The sequence below is a fragment of the Ensifer sp. 22521 genome (genome assembly GCF_052044795.1).
In the GTDB taxonomy this organism is placed as follows: domain Bacteria; phylum Pseudomonadota; class Alphaproteobacteria; order Rhizobiales; family Rhizobiaceae; genus Ensifer.
Genome location: NZ_JBQENM010000004.1, coordinates 399,159 through 414,177, shown reverse-complemented (window position 1 = coordinate 414,177; position 15,019 = coordinate 399,159). Strand labels below are relative to the sequence as shown.

Here is a 15,019-nt window from a genome sequence, read left to right as displayed (position 1 = left end):
CTGGCGATTTCGCCAGCCGAGTGTTTTGCCTGGTTTTGGGCTGTCGCTCGGGATCACGCTGAGTTGGCTGGTGCTGATCGTGTTGATCCCGCTGTCGGGACTGGTGTGGCGGGCAAGCGGGCTCGGCTGGGCCAAGTTCTTTGAGCTGGCGCTCGATCCGCGCACGCTCAATGCCTTGAAGATCTCGTTCGGCACGGCGTTTCTCGCCGCCGTCATCAACCTCGTCTTCGGCGTCATCCTCGCCTGGGTGCTGGTGCGCTATCGGTTCCCCGGCAAACGGGTGATCGATGCCATGGTCGACCTGCCGTTCGCGCTGCCGACGGCGGTCGCCGGCATTGCCTTGACGACGCTTTATGCCGGCAACGGCTGGATCGGCCAGTTCATCGAGCCGCTCGGCCTGAAGATCGCCTTTACGCCGTCCGGCATCGTCGTCGCGCTGATCTTCGTCGGCCTGCCGTTTGTCGTCAGGACCGTGCAGCCGATCATGGAGGAGATCGACAAGGAGGTGGAAGAAGCCGCAGCCACCCTTGGCGCCAGCCGCTTCCAGACGATCAGCCGGGTGCTGCTGCCGGGGCTGTTGCCGGCCGGCTTGACCGGCTTTGCCCTCGCCTTTGCCCGCGGCGTCGGCGAATACGGCTCGGTGATCTTCATCGCCGGCAACCTGCCTTATGTCTCCGAGATCGCGCCGCTTCTGATCGTCATCAGGCTCGAAGAGTTCAACTACGCCGCCGCCACCGCCATTGCCGCGGTGATGCTGGCGATCTCCTTCGCCATGCTGCTCCTCATCAACTCGATCCAGGCCTGGAGCCGGCGGAGATATGTCTATGTCGCATGATCTGACCGCCAATCCTCTGCCCGCATCCGGCCCACAGCCCGCCCTGCCGGCGCTGGCCGCCGCCACCTCCGAAAGCCGCTTTGCCCGGCTGACCCTGACGATCACCGCCCTTGTCTTCGTCGCGCTGTTTTTGCTGTTGCCGCTTGCCGCCGTCTTCACCGAGGCGCTGCGCAAGGGGGTGGGTGAATTCGTTGCCGCGCTTGGCGACACCGAGACCTTCTCGGCCATCCGCCTGACGCTGATCGTCGCCGTCATCGCCGTGCCGCTCAACCTCGTCTTCGGGGTTGCCGCCGCCTGGGCGATCGCCAAGTTCGAGTTCAAGGGCAAGGCGTTCCTGACGACGCTGATCGACCTGCCGTTCTCGGTCTCGCCGGTCATTTCCGGCCTCGTCTTCGTGCTTCTGTTCGGCTCGCACAGCCTGATCGGTCCCTGGCTGCAGAGCCACGGCATCCAGATCCTGTTTGCCGTGCCCGGGCTGGTGCTCGCCACCGTCTTCGTCACCTTCCCCTTCGTCGCCCGCGAGCTGATCCCGCTGATGCAGGAACAGGGCTCCAGCGACGAGGAGGCGGCACTGTCCTTGGGGGCATCGGGCTGGCAGACCTTCTGGTTCGTGACGCTGCCCAACATCAAATGGGGGCTGCTTTACGGCGTGCTTTTGTGCAACGCCCGCGCCATGGGCGAGTTCGGCGCCGTCTCGGTCGTCTCCGGCCATATCCGCGGCGAGACCAACACCATGCCGTTGCAGGTCGAAATCCTCTATAATGAATACAACTTCGTCGCCGCCTTCGCGGTGGCGGCGTTGCTGGCGCTTCTGGCGCTGATCACCCTGATTTTGAAGACGGCGCTGGAGATCCGCTACAGCGCCGAGATCGCCGCCAGCCGCAGGCATTGAAAGGTCAAACGCTATGGACGTGCGCGTTCACAACATCCGCAAGGAATTCGGCCGCTTCCCGGCGCTCGACGACGTCTCGCTCGATATCCGCTCCGGCGAGCTGATCGCGCTGCTTGGCCCCTCCGGCTCCGGCAAGACGACCTTGCTGCGTCTCGTCGCCGGGCTCGAAAGCCCGACCGGCGGCACGATCTTCTTCGGTGACGAGGACGCCTCGCAAAAGACCGTGCAGCAGCGCAACATCGGCTTCGTCTTCCAGCACTATGCCCTCTTCCGCCACATGACCGTGCTCGACAACGTCGCCTTCGGCCTCAAGGTGCGCCCGTCGGGCCGAAGGCCGCCGGCCGCCGAAATCCGCAAGCGGGCCCTCGACCTGCTCGACCTGGTGCAGCTCTCCGGTCTCGACAAACGCTATCCGGCCCAGCTCTCCGGCGGCCAGCGCCAGCGCGTGGCGCTCGCCCGCGCCATGGCGGTCGAGCCGAACGTGCTGCTGCTCGACGAGCCGTTCGGCGCGCTCGACGCCCAGGTGCGAAAAGAACTGCGCAAGTGGCTGCGCGAGATCCATGACCGCACCGGCCACACGACGATCTTCGTCACCCACGACCAGGAGGAGGCGCTGGAACTGGCAGACCGCGTCGTCGTCATGAGCAAGGGCGCGATCGAACAGGTCGGCACCCCCGACGAGATCTACGACCATCCGGTCTCGCCCTTCGTCTTCGGCTTCATCGGCCAGTCGAACGCGCTCGCCGTCACGCTCCAGAACGGCGAGATCTGGTTCGAGGACCGGCCGATCGGGCTCAGGGCCCCGGCCGAGCCGGACGGGCCTGCCAACCTGCACTTCCGCCCGCACGACATCGAGCTGATCGACGGCTGCGGCGGCTGTCTTGCCGGCCTCGTCACCGCCAGCCGCCGCGTTGCCGGCACCCGCCATCTCGAACTCGATCTTGGCCGCAACCATCCGCATGTCGAGATCGAACTGTCGCCCGAACGCGCCGCCGCCGGCGACCACAGCCGCATCGCCTTCCGGCCGACAAAGTGGAAACTCTTCAGAGACAACAGAGAGCAGGCTGTAGAGGCAGAGGCAAAGATCGAGAGCCGCGCCGTCGAGATACAGGAACCATCATTGGTCGCCCAGGCCTCTTAAGCAGGGCGACATATCGTCGGACTTAAGGAGTCTCGAGCGGCCAGACCTCGACCACCCCATGAGCCACCGCGCACGGGGTGCGTGACACCATATCGATGGCTTCGGCCAGGTCTGCGGCCTCGATCACCGCGAAGCCGGCCACAGGAAGCGACGACGACATGAACGGACCGCTTCGCTTCTCGACATGCGCGGCGTTGGCGTTGCGCACCTGAACAGGCGCTCCGGCGATCCCCATCAAGGCTCCTCTTGCACGAAGTTCCGCATCATGCGCGTGCGCAGCATCACGGACGTCCGCCGCTGTGCGGTCGTAACCTGCACGGTCTCCATATCCAATGGTCACGAATTTCGGCATCAGCAGTATCCTCCCGGTGACGGCACTCTACTTCCGACGGGCTAATTGACAGTCGGGCCGACGAGGCCTTCCGTGAGGGAACGCTGACGCAAAGGAAAAGTTGCGACAATCCAACGTCCGAGCCACGACAGGGAGAATGCAATGCCGACCATCATCGCCCACCACAAGATCACGAAAAGCGCGGACCACTGGTTGAAATCACCGAAGCGCAAGGAGTTCTTCAGCACGCTCGGCGTGACCAGCATTCGAACCTTCGTCGATCCCCAGGACCAGACCCGGGTGGCCATTCTCATGGATGTCCCCGATCTGGACGCCCTGTCGAAAGCCATGCAGACCCAGGCCGCGGCCGATGCGATGGTCTTTGATGGCGTCGTGCCGGAATCAATCGTGATCCTGGTTGAATCATAGGGCACAGTCCGCCCGTATTCAGCCATTGAGGCCAGCGGAACGCCCCGGGGAACCGCCCTTCCCGCGGTGCTTCGCTGCGACCTGAGCCGACCCCATACATTGCGGTACAATTGCTGGTGGCGGCCGACATATCCGCGATACCTCGCCGGACCAGATTGCGATCGTCACCTCAACGGCCCGAAAGGAACGATCGCATGCGCCGCCGAATCATCCCAACTCTTGCCCTCGCCTTTGCAACGAGCGTGGTTGCTTTCGCCGCCCAGGCTGCGGACATCAAGAATATCGTCATAGTGCACGGCGCCTTTGCCGACGGTTCGGGCTGGCGACAGGCCAGCGATATCCTGGAGCGGCGCGGCTTCAACGTGACGGTCGTGCAGGAACCGCTGACCTCGCTTGCCGCCGACGTCGAGGCGACGAACCGTGTCCTGGACCTGCAGGATGGGCCGACCTTGCTCGTCGGGCACAGCTACGGCGGTATGGTGATCAGCGAAGCCGGACATCACCAGAAGGTCGAAGGATTGGTCTACGTCGCAGCGTTTCAGCCGGACAAGGGCGAGGATTTGGCAACGCTTACCGAATCGAAGCCGCCGGCGGCAATGAGCATCAAGGAAACCGCCGACGGCAAATATCTCTATCTCGATCCGACAGCGTTTGCTGCTGATTTCGCCGCCGACCTTCCCAAAGCGGAAGCGGCCTTTGCGGCGAAGTCGCAGGTCTTTGCCGCGAAAGAGGTTTTCACCGCCAAGTCCGGCGATCCGGCATGGCGGACGAAGAAAAGCTGGGCGGTCGTGGCGACCGAAGATCGCGCCATCAATCCGGACCTTGAACGAAGCATGGCGAAGCGCGCCGGCAGCCAGGTAAGCGAAATCAAGGCGAGCCACGCCGTCTTTGCCTCGCAAGCGGAAAAGGTTGCCGAGATCATAGAGACCGCAGCCAAGGACGCCGGCAAATAACCCGAACACGCCGAGCGTCTGCGTCCTGAGTGCGGCGCCCTTCCGCACTCAGGACAGCGGATCGGCGACGTTCTTCCATTCTTGATTGCCGGCTTGACAGTCCGCTCAAAGAGCGGAAAACTTCGCGCATGGGGGTGCGATCACCCCATGAGGCGCCAGCCGAAGCATCGCGTCCATTCAACCGCTCATCCGGAGGACGCGTCATGTCGTCATTTCTCGAAATATCCTCGGAAAAACTCTCTCGCCTCATCGGCACGCCGAACTGTCCCGCACTGATCGATGTCAGGATCGACGAAGATTTCGACGCCGATCCCCGCCTCATCCCAGGTTCGTACAGGCGCGACTACCGCCAGGTTCAGGATTGGATCGACGACGTCGCCAACGCATCGGCAATCATCATCTGCCAGCAGGGCAAGAAACTCAGCCATGGCGTTGCCGCCTGGCTTCGCAATGCCGGCATTGCTGCCGACGTGCTCGAAGGCGGTTTCGAAGCCTGGGCGGAAGGCGGCTATCCGGCCGTGCCCGCTTCCGCGATACCCGAACGGGACGCCGGCGGACGGACCGTCTGGGTTACGCGGGCACGACCAAAGATCGACCGCATTGCCTGCCCCTGGCTGATCCGTCGTTTCGTCGATCCGAAGGCAGTCTTCTTGTACGTGGCGCCGTCAGAGGTCGAGATGGTCGGCGAGCGCTTCGGCGCTACGCCCTTCGATATCGATGCTCCGATCCGCTGGAGCCATCGCGGTGAACTCTGCACCTTTGACGTGATGGTCGAGCAGTTCGGCCTTGCAACCGCTCCGCTTCTGCGGCTAGCCACCATCGTGCGCGGGGCCGACACCGCCCGTCCCGAGCTTGCGCCCGAGGCGCCGGGCCTGCTTGCCGCCTCCCTCGGTCTCTCGCGCATGTATGCCGACGACCTGGAGCAACTGGATGCGGGGATGCTGCTCTACGACGCCTTCTATCGCTGGTGCCGGGATGCTACCAACGAGACGCACAACTGGCCCTCGCCCAAGAAGGACCTCTGAGATGACCGATATTGCTGACAAGGCCGCGCCCGAAGTGGCGCGGCAACGGCAAAGCCACGGCATCCCGTTTGGCGAAGCCGTCCGGGTTTGGGCACGCATTGCGGCCCTCAGCTTCGGTGGCCCTGCCGGACAGATCGCGGTGATGCATCGCATCCTTGTCGATGAGAAGCGCTGGATCGGCGAGCATCGCTTCCTGCATGCGCTGAACTACTGCATGCTACTGCCCGGACCCGAGGCGCAGCAGCTCGCCGTCTACATCGGCTGGCTCCTGCACCGGACCGCCGGTGGCCTCGTTGCCGGACTTCTCTTTGTGCTTCCGGGTTTTCTGGCGATCCTCGGTCTGAGCTACATCTACGCCGCCTTCGGCAATGTCACCGTCGTCGAAGGGCTGTTCTTCGGCCTGAAGGCCGCCGTGCTCGCGGTGGTCGTCCAGGCTGTCTTCCGCATTGGCGGTCGAGCACTCAAGAACCGAATGATGATCGGCATTGCGGCCGCCGCCTTCGTCGCCATTTTCTTCTTCCGCGTTCCCTTCCCGTTGATCATCCTGGCAGCCGGCGTGCTCGGCTATATCGGCGCTCGCTCCGGTTCGCCGCTCTTTCGCATTGGCGGTGGACACAAGGGTGGCACGGGCCGGGTTCTGAAGGACGAGGACTCCGCGCTCGGCGAGGAAATCCCCGCGCATGCGCGCCCCAACCTTGCATGGTCGCTGCGGATTTCCGGCGTGCTGCTCGCGCTGTGGCTCGTGCCCCTGGCGTTGCTCATCATCATCCTCGGTCGGGACAGCGTCTTCAGCCAGATCGGCCTGTTCTTCAGCCAGATGGCGGTCGTCACCTTCGGCGGCGCCTATGCCGTGCTCGCCTACGTCGCCCAGGAAGCCGTCCAGCACTATGGCTGGCTGAAGCCCGGCGAAATGCTGGACGGCCTCGGCATGGCCGAGACGACGCCGGGGCCGCTGATCATGGTCGTCCAGTTCGTCGGCTTCATGGGCGCCTACCGCGACCCCGGCACGCTCCATCCGATGATGGCGGCGACCTTGGGGGCGATACTGACCACCTGGGTCACCTTCGTCCCGTGTTTCCTCTGGATCTTTCTTGGGGCGCCCTTCATTGAGCGGCTGCGGAACAATATCGCGCTCACGGGCGCCATGTCGGCGATTACCGCCGCCGTTGTGGGAGTTATTCTCAACCTTGCCGTCTGGTTCGGGCTGCACACCTTGTTTGGGGAGCTCGTGAGCGGGCAATTCGGGCCGTTTGCGCTCGACATACCGGTGCTAGGGTCGCTGGTACTGCCGTCGCTCCTGCTGACGCTTGCCGCCGGCGTGGCGATCTTCCGCTTCAACGCCTCGGTTATCACGACGCTGCTTGCCTGCGCGCTTGCAGGCATGGCCTGGACGCTGGCAACGAACTGATTGCGAAAGCCGCGCCTAGTCGTCGTAGACCGATTGCGGGAGGTGGAATCCCTCCGGCAATTGCGATCCATAGAATTGTTCCTCCGGTGGCGGCGGCGGAGGTTCGCGATGCTTCACCGCGCAGGCGGCAAGCACGGCCTTGAGCTGCACTGGCCGATAGTGTTCGACAAGGCTTGGAGATGGGTCTTGCTTGTCCGTCGGTCGCGACATCAGGGTCCTCATGGGCAACTCTCGTCACGGAGCGACTGTGCCAGCCAATCGATCTCGCCGCAACTGCTCGGCGGCATGATCGCCATCCAACAGTGCGACCATTGTACAGTTGACCTCTGGGCGCTCCGGGTCTCCTTTATGGTGCGGCATATTCGGGCGATCAATGCGACGGCTCGTCAACCTTCACCTCAGCCCGCACGCCGCCGGCACGCAAGAACGCACCTTCATTGAGGAAATCGAATATGCAGGATCCCCTGGCGAGACTCGGCCTGAAGCACCCGTTGATCGTCGCGGCGATGGCCGGCGGCCCCTCGTCGCCGGAGCTCATCATCGCGTCTTCGGCAGCCGGAGCGCTGGGGTCGATCGGTGCAGCCTATTCGAGCCCGGCGGCCATCGCCGAGTTCGTCGACAAGGTTCGTGCAGGCACCGACCGTCCTTTTGCGATCAACCTCTTCATCCAGCACCCGCAGCCGCAGATCGACGCGGCGACGGTCGAGCGGGCCGTGGCGGCGACGGCGAAGTACCGTGCGGAACTTGATCTGCCGGCGCCGCTATTCGCCGCACCCTATGAGGAGGATTTCGATCAGCAGTTCGACGCCGTGCTGAAGGCGAAGCCGGCAGTCCTTAGTTTCGTCTTCGGCGTGCTGCCTGCCGAGTACATGCGGACCGCGCGCAAGTCGGGGATGCTGATCATCGGCACGGCGACGACACCGGAGGAAGCAGAGGCGCTCGAAGAAAGCGGCGTCGATGCGATCACCCTCCAGGGTTTTGAGGCGGGCGGCCATCGCGGCATATTCGATCCAGAGGCCGAGGACAGTGAAATCGGCCTTCGGGATCTGCTGACCCGAACCCTCCCGAATGCGAAGGTGCCACTGATCGCGGCAGGCGGCATCATGACGGCTGCGGACATCCGCTCCGCCCTCGCCATGGGCGCCAGCGCAGTACAGATGGGCACGGCTTTCCTCGCCACTTCGGAAGCGGGAACCTCGGCCCCCTATCGGGCAGCGCTCCAGGGGAAAGAACGCGCGACGCGGACAACGCGCGCCTTCTCCGGCCGGTTTGCCCGTGGCATCGAGAACCGCTTCATGAACGAGCTGGACGCCGCCGCCGCAATGCCCTTCCCGGCCCAGAACAAGTTCACGCGCGATATCAGAGGCGCGTCTGCCGCAAAGGGATCGGCGGACTTCCTCTCCCTTTGGGCGGGAACCGGCAAGGGAGAGCTTTGGCAGGGCTCGGCGGCCGAACTGATCGAGAAGCTGTTTGCCGATTGATCGCCCCGCTGCCCGAATTGTGCCCCGACACCGCTGACGAGAGGAGGGAGGGACCTCTTTACTTCTGCCTAGTTGCGGGTGAATTCTAGGCGATTGGCAATGATCATCGCGAAAGTCGGCAGAATGGATCGTATCGACGCAATGAAGGTCTTCGTGACCGCGGTCGATGAAGGCAGCCTTGCGGCCGCAGCCCGGCGGCTGAAGCGATCGCCGACGGCTGTCAGCCGCGCCCTGAACTTGCTTGAAGCCCATGTGGGGGTCGAACTGCTCCATCGAACGACGCGATCGTTGAAGCTCAGCGAAGCCGGCCAGCGCTATGCGGCTGCCTGCCGGCGGGTGCTGATCGATCTCGAAGAGGCCGACATGCTCGCAGGTGGCGAACGTGCGGCCCCTCGCGGCACGCTGACGATCTCCGCGCCACCGATCGTTGGCGAAGAGGTGCTGCGTCCGATCCTCGACGACTTCCTCAACCTCTACCCTTCGGTTTCGGCCCGGCTCCTCCTGCTCGATCGCTTCGTAAACCTTGTCGACGAGGGTGTCGATATCGCGCTCCGCATCGGCCATCTCGCCGACTCTTCGCTGATTTCGACACGAATCGGTGGCGATGTCCGGCGTGTCGTCGTCGGCTCGCCTCGTTATCTCGCCAACCACCCGCGGATTGACGAGCCGGCCGATCTCGCCAAACACCAGATCGTCGCCTTTACCAACTTCGGCCTCGATTCCTGGACATTCACGCCAGCCGAGGGCTCGTTGATCCCTCGCACGGTGCAGTTCACACCGCGCTGCATCGTCAACAGTGTGCGTGCCGCGACCGACTCCGCCGCCGCGGGTACCGGCCTGACCCGGCTCTATTCCTATCACGTCGCGCGCTACGTTAGCGACGGGCGGTTGAAAATCGTGTTGGCTGACGCCGAGCATCCGCCGATGCCGGTTCATCTTCTTGCACCGCAGGGCCGCATGTCGGTGCCGAAGGTTCGCGCCTTTGCTGATTTCGCGCTGCCACGTCTGCGGACCGAGTTCGCACGCATGGCAACGGAAGCTGGCACGCTCGGCTAATTATGCCGATTATCGGTTGACTGACTGCCGAATGGCGCCAATTCTCCCAGACATCGGATGGGTCTAAATCTGACTGCACCAACGCCGAGGGCGGAGGACGGGCCACACCAAGCGCCCGTTGCAATCGAAAAAGGACCACATCCATGAGCAACGAACAGAAGGTCGCCATCATCACCGGTGCATCGCAGGGTATTGGCGCCGCCCTGGTTCAGGCATACCGCGATCGCAACTATCGTGTCGTCGCCACGTCCCGCTCCATTCAGGAAAGTTCGGACGCTGGCATCCTCAGCGTCGCCGGCGATATCAGCAAGCCTGAGACCGCCGAGCGGGTCGTTCGCCAGGGCCTGGAACGGTTCGGGCGTATCGATACACTGGTCAACAATGCCGGCGTCTTCACCGCCAAGCCGTTCACCGAGTTCACTCAGGAAGACTATGATCTGAACATGGGCGTCAACGTTGCCGGCTTCTTCCACATTACCCAGCACGCGGCCCGCGAGATGCTGAAGCAGGGCTCCGGTCACATCGTCAGCATCACGACCAGCCTCGTGAACCAGCCGATTGCCGGCGTCCCGGCGGCCCTGGCGTCTATCACGAAGGGTGGTTTGAATTCCGTGACCCAGGCGCTCGCGATCGAATTTGCCAAGACCGGTGTTCGCGTCAATGCCGTCTCGCCGGGCATCATCAAGACCCCGATGCACGCGCCGGAAACGCACGCGGCGCTCTCGACGCTGCATCCCGTCGGCCGGATGGGCGAGATCCGCGATATCGTCGACGCCGTCCTTTACCTGGAGAATGCCGGTTTCGTGACGGGTGAGATCCTGCACGTCGATGGCGGACAGAACGCCGGGCGCTGGTAACAGCGCAGGTATGTCCGGGAGCGACCGTTACCCAGGCTTGGCCGCTCCTCCCCTCCCCATCCATCTCAGATGCGGCACCTGATGGTGCCGTCAACATCCAGGTTTGAAAAGGAGACGGCAATGCCGATTGTTACAGTTCAGGTGACCCGCGAAGGCACCACTCCAGACCGCAAAGCGGTCACGGCCGAGGAAAAGGCCGAAATCATCAAGGGCGTGAGCCAGGTCCTGCTCGACGTGCTCAACAAGCCGCTGGAATCGACCTACGTGGTCATCGAGGAAGTAGAGCTCGACAACTGGGGTTGGGGCGGCCTGCCGACCGCGCAATACCGCGCCCAGCGGGAAGCTCAGGCAAAAGCCTGACATCGCCGGTCAGACGTTCTTGCAACCCGCCGCTCGACAACAAGCGGCGGGTTTCGTTTGCGAAATTGTGTCGAAATGTATCCGGAGGTGCTTGCATTACTTTCGCATGCAAGTCTGGATATCGCGAACACACCGAGGACATATCCTGGGCGCCAATGAAACTGAGCGGATGTTCCCCGGCCCCGGCCGGGCAGTACCGCAAGGATGCGAAGACCAAACCGGATTTGAGGAGTTTGCTCGATGGAGCATATCGACCATGTACTGATTGTCGATGACGACCGTGAGATCCGGGAACTCGTGTCTGGTTACCTCAAGAAGAACGGGCTGCGCGCAACGGCAATCGCCGATGGGCGACAGATGCGCAGCTTCCTCGAAGGAGATACGGTTGATCTCATCGTACTCGATGTGATGATGCCGGGCGACGATGGGCTCGTGCTTAGCCGCGAGCTGCGCGCCGGCAAACATAAGGCGATCCCGATCATCATGCTGACGGCCCGCAGCGACGAGATGGACCGGATCCTCGGCCTCGAGATGGGTGCCGACGACTATCTCACCAAGCCGTTCTCCGCGCGCGAACTGCTCGCCCGTATCAAGGCGGTGCTCAGGCGCGCGCGCATGCTGCCGCCGAACCTGCAGATCTCGGAGGCTGGACAGCTGCTGCGCTTCGGACAGTGGAAACTCGACACGACCGCCCGGCACCTGATCGATGCTGACGGCACGGTGATTGCACTCAGCGGCGCCGAGTATCGGCTGCTGAAGGTGTTCATCGACCACCCCCAGCGCGTGCTCAATCGCGACCAGTTGCTCAATCTCACCCAGGGTCGCGAGGCCGAGCTCTTCGACCGATCGATCGATCTGCTCGTCAGCCGGGTGCGCCAGCGGCTCGGCGATGATGCACGTGAGCCGACCTACATCAAGACGGTGCGCAGCGAAGGTTATGTCTTCTCGGTCCCGATTGAGATTGTGGAGGCGCGCGAATGACGGCGAGCGCAGACCCAAAGGGATTTCGACTATGGCCGCGCACGCTGAGAGCGCGGCTCTTCGTTATCCTGCTCGCCGGTCTCACCATCGCGCATGTCATGTCGTTCACCGTTCTGTTCTTCGAACGCTACATGGCCGCCAGGTCTGTGATGTTCGATACGCTCGAAAACGAAATCGCAACATCGATCGCCATTCTTGATCGCCTGCCCGCGCCGGAGCGTGCGGCGTGGCTCCCTCGCTTGGACCGCGACAATTACGGCTTCCTTCTCGGCCCCGGCGTTGCGGGCAATCCGTCGCTCGACCCGGCCGCCAGCGAGATCGCGACCAAGATCGAGCGGGCGACTGGCCGTCAATTTCCGGTCAAGGTCGAAACGATCCCGGGCGACCGCCGCCATCTTCAGGCGCATCTGACGTTGAGCGACGGTTCACCGCTGACGATCGACGTCTTTCCCAGGGGTGTCATGCCCCTGGCCGACTGGCTGCCCTTCGTGCTCGTAGCCCAGCTCGCGCTGCTGCTCCTGTGCAGTTGGTTCGCCATGCGTCAGGCGGTGCGCCCGCTCGTCAATCTCGCGGCGGCTGCCGATACGCTCGACCCGAACCGGAACACGCCGCGTCTCAGCGAAACCGGGCCCACCGAGGTTGCCTATGCGGCGACCGCGTTCAATGCCATGCGTGACCGTATCGCCCAGTATCTCGAAGAGAGGGTCCAGATTCTCGCCGCCATTTCCCACGATCTGCAGACGCCGATCACACGCATGAAGCTGCGCGCCGAAATGGCGGATGATTTCGCCGACCGGGAGAAGCTGATCCAGGATCTCGGCCAGATCGAAAGCCTGGTCAAGGAAGGCGTCGCCTATGCACGCAGCGCCCATGGCAATGTCGAAAAAGCGACACGCATCGATCTTGCGTCCTTCGTCGAAAGCCTCGTTTATGACTATCAGGACACCGGCAGGGCGGTTACCGCCAGCGATGTCGATAACGGCGCGATCGTCACCCGGCCCCAGGCGCTCAGACGCATCCTTACCAACCTGGTCGACAACGCACTCAAGTTTGGTGGTAGCGCCGAGATCGAGGTCAGGCGGCTGGCGGACGACACGGTGACAATCAAGGTCCTCGACCGCGGGCCTGGCATTCCCGATGATCAGCTGGATGCCGTCCTCAAACCCTTCGTCCGGCTGGAGGACTCCCGCAACCGCGATACCGGCGGAACCGGCCTCGGCCTTGCCATTGCCCAACAGCTCGCGGCCTCCATCAATGCCTCACTGACGCTGACGAACCGCGATGGCGGTGGCTTGGTTGCCGAGCTTGCCATTCGTCATCGTCGGGCATGAGGCATAGCAAAGCGCGGCACTTCACACGCCTCCAACTTTTCCACTTCGAAATAGCCAACCCTCCAATCAAAAAGCGGNCCGCTTCCGTTGGGTCATGTTGCAGGATGCTCCGGCAATCGGAGCTCCGTCAGACGAGGTTAATCGTCACATCGATGTTGCCACGCGTCGCCTTGGAATAGGGGCAGGTCTGGTGCGCAGCATCCACCAATTGACGCGCCACATCCGCGTCGACCCCAGGCAGGCTGACATTGAGCCGAGCCTGCAGGAAATAACCGCCGTCGCGGTTGCGCAGATCCACCTCGGTATCGACGGCGAGGTCTGCAGGGAGTGCGACCTTCATCTGGCCGGCCGCCAGTCCGATTGCGCCGATGAAGCAGGCCGACCAGCCGGCGGCGAAGAGCTGCTCCGGGTTCGTGCCCGGCCGCGAGCTGCCGGGTGAAGAGAGCTTGACGTCCAGACGCCCGTCGTCGCTTCGGGAGGCGCCGTCGCGGCCGCCGGTCGTGTGGGTCTTGCCGGTGTAGAGTACCTTTTCAGCTTCGCTCATCGTGTTCTTCCTTTCGACAGGTGTCTTTTCGGGCCCGATTGCCCTGTGCGACCGTCGAGACACAGATGGCGCTTCGCAGGTGTATGGGATGTTTCACCGAGAAGCGGAAATGTGTGCAAGTCTGCCAAGTACGGGAACGGATACACGCTGATACGAAGGCGGCCATCTCGGTGCGCGGGCGTGAGCGGCCCCTCCCCGAGCAGCCCAACGAGAATCAGCGCACAAAAAAACGCGGACCCGGCGAAACGGAACCCGCGCCTCCACTCAATCTGCTGGAGAAGAACTAGAAACGGTCGACGTCGACGATCGCCTTGGCGAAAGCGGACGGCGCCTCCTGCGGCAGGTTGTGGCCGATGCCGCCGGTAATCAGCCGATGCTCGTACTTGCCGGAGAAGCGCTTGGCGTAAGTCGATGGATCCGGATGCGGAGCGCCGTTGGCATCGCCCTCCAGCGTGATGGTCGGGACGGTAATGACCGGGAACGCAGCGAGTTGCTTCTCGAGATCGTGATACTTCGCTTCGCCCTCGGCTATGCTGAGGCGCCAGCGGTAATTGTGGATCGAGATGTCGACATGGTCGGGGTTTTCGAGCGCCTCTGCACTCTTATCAAAAGTGGCATCGTCGAAATTCCACTTGGGCGAAGCAAGCTTCCAGATCAGCCTGGCGAACTCCTTGTGGTTCTGCTTGTAACCGGCATACCCACGCTCGGTGGCGAAGTAGAACTGGTACCACCAGGCAAGCTCAGCCTGTGGTGACAGCGGCTTTCTGTTCACCTCCTGGCTGCCGATGAGGTAGCCGCTGACTGAGACCATCGCCTTGCAGCGCTCGGGCCAGAGCGCGGCGATGATGTTGGCGGTTCGCGCACCCCAATCGCAGCCGCCGATGACCGCTTTTTCGATCTTGAGCGCGTCCATCAGGGCAATGATGTCCGTGGCGATCACCGCCTGTTGGCCGTTCCGAGGCGTATCGGCGGAGAGAAACCGGGTCGTGCCGTAGCCGCGCAGATAGGGAACGATGACACGGTAGCCGGCATCTGCCAGCAGCGGCGCCACATCCACATAGGTGTGGATGTCATAGGGCCAGCCGTGCAGGAGGATCACGACCGGCGCGTCGCTGGCGCCAAGTTCGGCGTAGCCGACGTTCAGGACGCCGGCATCGATCTGCTTGAGGTTTGCGAAGGATTTGTTCGTCCCGGGGGTAACTGCCGGCAGGCGCGGCGCCTCATTGTTTCCCGCTTGCGCTCTGGCGGCGCCAGCCGAAGCGAATTGCGTCGCGGCCAGCGAGAGCGCGATTGCGCCGATGAAACGACGGCGTGGGTGGTTGATTTCGTCCGACATTGATTGCCTCCCGTGAACTGAACTGACATCAGAAATGGCGTGCTGGTGTATCCTGGCCG

At 63.2% G+C, this 15,019-nt stretch carries 17 protein-coding genes; 13 read left to right on the top strand and 4 right to left on the bottom strand.

Annotated elements, in window-relative coordinates:
• From cysT to ACTJKE_RS07955, 3 genes are all read left to right on the top strand, one after another.
• Positions 1-835: sulfate ABC transporter permease subunit CysT (gene cysT / locus ACTJKE_RS07965; RefSeq protein WP_063891439.1), on the top strand; the 835-nt coding region annotated here is incomplete at its 5' end.
• Positions 825-1,727 carry a sulfate ABC transporter permease subunit CysW gene (gene cysW / locus ACTJKE_RS07960; RefSeq protein WP_113515237.1) on the top strand — a complete coding sequence of 301 codons (903 nt, stop codon included), beginning with the start codon at positions 825-827 and terminating at the stop codon, positions 1,725-1,727. The genes cysT and cysW, both read left to right, overlap by 11 nt.
• A gap of 13 nt (positions 1,728-1,740) precedes the next feature.
• Complete coding sequence (locus ACTJKE_RS07955) at positions 1,741-2,868, top strand: sulfate/molybdate ABC transporter ATP-binding protein (RefSeq protein ID WP_440660560.1); 1,128 nt, start codon at positions 1,741-1,743, stop codon at positions 2,866-2,868.
• 22 nt (positions 2,869-2,890) lie between these two features.
• On the opposite strand, the gene ACTJKE_RS07950 is transcribed toward ACTJKE_RS07955, so the two are convergent.
• Complete coding sequence (locus ACTJKE_RS07950) at positions 2,891-3,220, bottom strand: YciI family protein (RefSeq protein WP_058326277.1); 330 nt, start codon at positions 3,218-3,220, stop codon at positions 2,891-2,893.
• 141 nt (positions 3,221-3,361) lie between these two features.
• Here ACTJKE_RS07950 and ACTJKE_RS07945 point away from each other — a divergent pair, with 141 nt between their 5' ends.
• From ACTJKE_RS07945 to chrA, 4 genes are all read left to right on the top strand, one after another.
• Positions 3,362-3,628, top strand: a complete 267-nt coding sequence (locus tag ACTJKE_RS07945; protein ID WP_058326278.1) for a hypothetical protein — start codon at positions 3,362-3,364, stop codon at positions 3,626-3,628.
• Between the two features lie 194 nt (positions 3,629-3,822).
• Positions 3,823-4,581 (top strand): alpha/beta hydrolase, encoded by a 759-nt coding sequence (locus tag ACTJKE_RS07940; protein ID WP_058326279.1) that lies wholly within the window; start codon positions 3,823-3,825, stop codon positions 4,579-4,581.
• A gap of 203 nt (positions 4,582-4,784) precedes the next feature.
• Positions 4,785-5,606, top strand: coding sequence for a chromate resistance protein ChrB domain-containing protein (locus ACTJKE_RS07935; protein WP_440691616.1), 822 nt, complete (start codon positions 4,785-4,787; stop codon positions 5,604-5,606).
• A 1-nt stretch (position 5,607) separates the two neighbouring features.
• A complete protein-coding gene (chrA, locus tag ACTJKE_RS07930; RefSeq protein WP_058326281.1) occupies positions 5,608-7,014 on the top strand; it encodes a chromate efflux transporter in 1,407 nt (468 codons plus the stop codon).
• A 15-nt stretch (positions 7,015-7,029) separates the two neighbouring features.
• Here the strand turns inward: chrA and ACTJKE_RS07925 are convergent, their stop codons facing one another.
• A complete protein-coding gene (locus ACTJKE_RS07925; RefSeq protein ID WP_058326282.1) occupies positions 7,030-7,224 on the bottom strand; it encodes a hypothetical protein in 195 nt (64 codons plus the stop codon).
• A 242-nt stretch (positions 7,225-7,466) separates the two neighbouring features.
• Between ACTJKE_RS07925 and ACTJKE_RS07920 the strand changes: the two genes are divergently transcribed.
• From ACTJKE_RS07920 to ACTJKE_RS07895, 6 genes are all read left to right on the top strand, one after another.
• Positions 7,467-8,495, top strand: a complete 1,029-nt coding sequence (locus ACTJKE_RS07920) for an NAD(P)H-dependent flavin oxidoreductase (protein ID WP_058326283.1) — start codon at positions 7,467-7,469, stop codon at positions 8,493-8,495.
• Positions 8,496-8,618: 123 nt separating this feature from the next.
• Positions 8,619-9,551, top strand: a complete 933-nt coding sequence (locus ACTJKE_RS07915; RefSeq protein WP_058326402.1) for a LysR family transcriptional regulator — start codon at positions 8,619-8,621, stop codon at positions 9,549-9,551.
• A 143-nt stretch (positions 9,552-9,694) separates the two neighbouring features.
• Positions 9,695-10,408 carry an SDR family NAD(P)-dependent oxidoreductase gene (locus tag ACTJKE_RS07910; RefSeq protein ID WP_058326284.1) on the top strand — a complete coding sequence of 238 codons (714 nt, stop codon included), beginning with the start codon at positions 9,695-9,697 and terminating at the stop codon, positions 10,406-10,408.
• A 120-nt stretch (positions 10,409-10,528) separates the two neighbouring features.
• Positions 10,529-10,768, top strand: coding sequence for a tautomerase family protein (locus tag ACTJKE_RS07905; RefSeq protein WP_058326285.1), 240 nt, complete (start codon positions 10,529-10,531; stop codon positions 10,766-10,768).
• A gap of 240 nt (positions 10,769-11,008) precedes the next feature.
• Complete coding sequence (locus ACTJKE_RS07900) at positions 11,009-11,749, top strand: response regulator (protein WP_058326286.1); 741 nt, start codon at positions 11,009-11,011, stop codon at positions 11,747-11,749.
• Complete coding sequence (locus ACTJKE_RS07895; protein ID WP_058326287.1) at positions 11,746-13,080, top strand: sensor histidine kinase; 1,335 nt, start codon at positions 11,746-11,748, stop codon at positions 13,078-13,080. Before ACTJKE_RS07900 ends, ACTJKE_RS07895 begins: the two co-directional genes overlap by 4 nt.
• A gap of 127 nt (positions 13,081-13,207) precedes the next feature.
• Here ACTJKE_RS07895 and ACTJKE_RS07890 read toward each other — a convergent pair whose 3' ends face one another.
• A complete protein-coding gene (locus ACTJKE_RS07890) occupies positions 13,208-13,624 on the bottom strand; it encodes an organic hydroperoxide resistance protein (RefSeq protein ID WP_058326288.1) in 417 nt (138 codons plus the stop codon).
• Between the two features lie 283 nt (positions 13,625-13,907).
• Positions 13,908-14,960, bottom strand: coding sequence for an alpha/beta fold hydrolase (locus ACTJKE_RS07885; RefSeq protein ID WP_058326289.1), 1,053 nt, complete (start codon positions 14,958-14,960; stop codon positions 13,908-13,910).
• Positions 14,961-15,019 lie beyond the last annotated feature (59 nt).

Bases quoted from the DNA above. Each gene is read 5' to 3' on its own strand.
- cysW (WP_113515237.1), top strand. From the start codon at position 825: ATGTCGCATGATCTGACCGCCAATCCTCTGCCCGCATCCGGCCCACAG.
- ACTJKE_RS07955 (WP_440660560.1), top strand. From the start codon at position 1,741: ATGGACGTGCGCGTTCACAACATCCGCAAGGAATTCGGCCGCTTCCCG.
- ACTJKE_RS07950 (WP_058326277.1), bottom strand. From the start codon at position 3,220: ATGCCGAAATTCGTGACCATTGGATATGGAGACCGTGCAGGTTACGAC.
- ACTJKE_RS07945 (WP_058326278.1), top strand. From the start codon at position 3,362: ATGCCGACCATCATCGCCCACCACAAGATCACGAAAAGCGCGGACCAC.
- ACTJKE_RS07940 (WP_058326279.1), top strand. From the start codon at position 3,823: ATGCGCCGCCGAATCATCCCAACTCTTGCCCTCGCCTTTGCAACGAGC.
- ACTJKE_RS07935 (WP_440691616.1), top strand. From the start codon at position 4,785: ATGTCGTCATTTCTCGAAATATCCTCGGAAAAACTCTCTCGCCTCATC.
- chrA (WP_058326281.1), top strand. From the start codon at position 5,608: ATGACCGATATTGCTGACAAGGCCGCGCCCGAAGTGGCGCGGCAACGG.
- ACTJKE_RS07925 (WP_058326282.1), bottom strand. From the start codon at position 7,224: ATGTCGCGACCGACGGACAAGCAAGACCCATCTCCAAGCCTTGTCGAA.
- ACTJKE_RS07920 (WP_058326283.1), top strand. From the start codon at position 7,467: ATGCAGGATCCCCTGGCGAGACTCGGCCTGAAGCACCCGTTGATCGTC.
- ACTJKE_RS07915 (WP_058326402.1), top strand. From the start codon at position 8,619: ATGGATCGTATCGACGCAATGAAGGTCTTCGTGACCGCGGTCGATGAA.
- ACTJKE_RS07910 (WP_058326284.1), top strand. From the start codon at position 9,695: ATGAGCAACGAACAGAAGGTCGCCATCATCACCGGTGCATCGCAGGGT.
- ACTJKE_RS07905 (WP_058326285.1), top strand. From the start codon at position 10,529: ATGCCGATTGTTACAGTTCAGGTGACCCGCGAAGGCACCACTCCAGAC.
- ACTJKE_RS07900 (WP_058326286.1), top strand. From the start codon at position 11,009: ATGGAGCATATCGACCATGTACTGATTGTCGATGACGACCGTGAGATC.
- ACTJKE_RS07895 (WP_058326287.1), top strand. From the start codon at position 11,746: ATGACGGCGAGCGCAGACCCAAAGGGATTTCGACTATGGCCGCGCACG.
- ACTJKE_RS07890 (WP_058326288.1), bottom strand. From the start codon at position 13,624: ATGAGCGAAGCTGAAAAGGTACTCTACACCGGCAAGACCCACACGACC.
- ACTJKE_RS07885 (WP_058326289.1), bottom strand. From the start codon at position 14,960: ATGTCGGACGAAATCAACCACCCACGCCGTCGTTTCATCGGCGCAATC.